The following is a 2,555-nucleotide window of genomic DNA, read 5'->3' on the forward strand; positions in this document are numbered from 1 at the left end:
AAGTATTATGGAAAATACCGCTGCTGCGGAAAGCAACACGAATATTGAAATTAAGCCAAAAATGAAATTTGCCGGAAAGGTCATCAAAACCACTCTGGCTGGTGCTGTTGTTGAAATTGCGGAAGGTCAAAAAGCCGTCCTTCATATTTCGCAAATATCCACCTTCACTGACCAACCCATTAAAAGCGTCAAAGACGTTTTACAAGTTGGACAAATCATTGATGTGTGGGTACGCCGCATCAAAGACAACCGCATCGAATTAACCATGATCAAACCGCTTGAGCTGGAATGGCGCGAAATTAAACCTGACATGGTGGTGAAAGGCAAAGTGGTGCGCATTGAAAACTTCGGTGTATTTCTGGATATTGGCGCAGAACGTCCCGGCTTGATTCATATCAGCGAACTGGCTCACGGCTATGTGCGAACGCCCGCGGACGTAGTTAAAGAAGGCGACGAGCTGGAAGCCAAAGTAATTGATGTCAATAAAAAGAAAAAACAAATCAAACTCAGCGTTAAAGCCCTCCTGCCCGAACCAGTTCAGGAAGAAGTAACCGAACCGGTCAGAGAACCCAAAAAAGAAACAGGCAAAGAAAGACCACGTCGCAGCAAGAAGAACCCTTCCCGTCAGGAACGCCACAGCGATTACGGCGATTTAAGCGCCGAATTCCATCAGGCCGGTGAGGCTTCTACCGCCGAAAGTGAGCCAACCGCCATGGAAATTGCCCTTCGCGAAGCCATGGAACGTGCCAAAGATCGAAAAAAGGTTGAAAAAGCCAAAAAAGAAAAGGCTAAAAGCCTTTCCAATGAACAGGAAGAAATTTTGGCGCGCACCTTAGAGCACAAGAGCACAACTCAATAATTTTGGTAGCTGGTTAAAGTCCCTTAACGCCAGGCTTAATGATCTCCCTGGGTCATTCTGCTGAGGTGAACTTCACAACTCTGCTTTGGTCAGGCAGAGTTGTTTTTTTCTTCAAAATCAAAAAACTATGATAAACTTTGGAAAGGTAGAACCCACAATGGACAATCTACCTTACCAATCCGTAAATCTTTCTTTGATTGCATGGTGTTATCCAAAAGAGATTTTCAACAATGCTTCTGAAAATCATCTCCTGAGGGAGGAGCCAATTTTGCGCCCTCCCTCAGATCATTAATGGGTATCGTGGAGGCAAAATGCCAACCAAATACATTTTTTACACGGGTGGGGTTGTCAGTTCGGTCGGCAAAGGGGTTACCGCTGCTGCCACCGGACGTCTGCTGAAAGAGCGCGGTTTCGCCGTCGCCGTTCAAAAACTCGATCCTTATATCAATGTAGACCCGGGAACAATGAGCCCCTATCAACATGGGGAAGTTTATGTCCTGGATGACGGGGCAGAAACCGATCTTGACCTCGGTCATTATGAACGCTTCATTGACATCCGCTTGAACCGCGTTTGCAATATGACCACCGGTCAAATATATGCCGAAGTTATCAGCAAAGAGCGGCGCGGTGATTATCTCGGTGGCACAATTCAGGTTATTCCGCACATCACCAATGAAATCAAACGGCGAATTGCCATGGTTTCCAAAACAACCGGCGCAGAAATTGTCCTTGTAGAAGTGGGTGGTACGGTTGGAGATATCGAATCGCAACCCTTTTTAGAAGCATTGCGTCAATTGCGGCGGGATGTGGGTCGAGAGAACACCCTTTATATTCATGTCACCTGGCTGCCATATATTGGCGCAACGGGTGAAATTAAAACCAAACCTACTCAGCATTCTGTCGCTCAATTACGGGCAATCGGCATCACACCGGATATGATCGTTGCCCGTTCCGATTATCCCCTCAATCGCGAAATTATCGAAAAAATCGCCCAGTTTTGCGATGTTGAAAAACGCGCCGTTATTTCAATGGTAACAGCCTCCAACCTTTATGAAGTACCTTTGATGCTGGAAGAAGCCGGGGTAGCCGAATTCCTGCTTGAAAAGTTGGGCTTACAAAGCCGCCGCACCCCAGATTGGAAGGATTGGAAACGGCTGGTGGAACAGGTTCATAAACCCAAACCCAAAATCAAAATTGCCCTGATCGGCAAATATGTGGAACTTCACGATGCCTATATGAGCGTTCGTGAGGCTTTGAACCATGCTGCGCTTCACCTGGGCGTAGAAGTGGAAATTATCTGGATCCACTCCGCCGACCTTGAAAAAGGGAAACACCTTGATGAGATACGCAGCGCAGCGGGTATTTTGATTCCCGGGGGATTTGGCAGCCGTGGAATAGAGGGGAAAATTGCCGCAGCCCGCATCGCCCGCACCGAAAAGATCCCTTTTTTAGGGTTGTGTCTGGGAATGCAATTGATGTGCGTTGAATTTGCCCGGCACATTTTGAAAGACGAACGCGCCAATTCGACCGAGTTTGACCGAACCACCCCCCACCCCGTAATTGATTTGATGCCCGACCAGCAGCACATAACGGACATGGGCGGCACCATGCGTTTGGGTTTATATCCCTGCCAGCTGCAGCCGGATACCATTGCCCGGCACGATTATCAACAAGAATTGGTGGAAGAACGCCATCG

At 47.7% G+C, this 2,555-nt stretch carries 2 protein-coding genes; both read left to right on the forward strand.

Translation table 11 applies throughout. From position 1 onward, the window contains the following. The coding region (locus VAE48_RS05255; RefSeq protein ID WP_322792268.1) for a S1 RNA-binding domain-containing protein at positions 1-859 on the forward strand (859 nt) is incomplete at its 5' end. Positions 860-1,170: 311 nt separating this feature from the next. Then, positions 1,171-2,555, forward strand: a 1,385-nt coding sequence (locus VAE48_RS05260; protein ID WP_322792269.1) for a CTP synthase, incomplete at its 3' end; no start/stop codon positions are given.

Source organism: Bellilinea sp., from assembly GCF_034432615.1.
GTDB lineage: Bacteria > Chloroflexota > Anaerolineae > Anaerolineales > Anaerolineaceae > Bellilinea.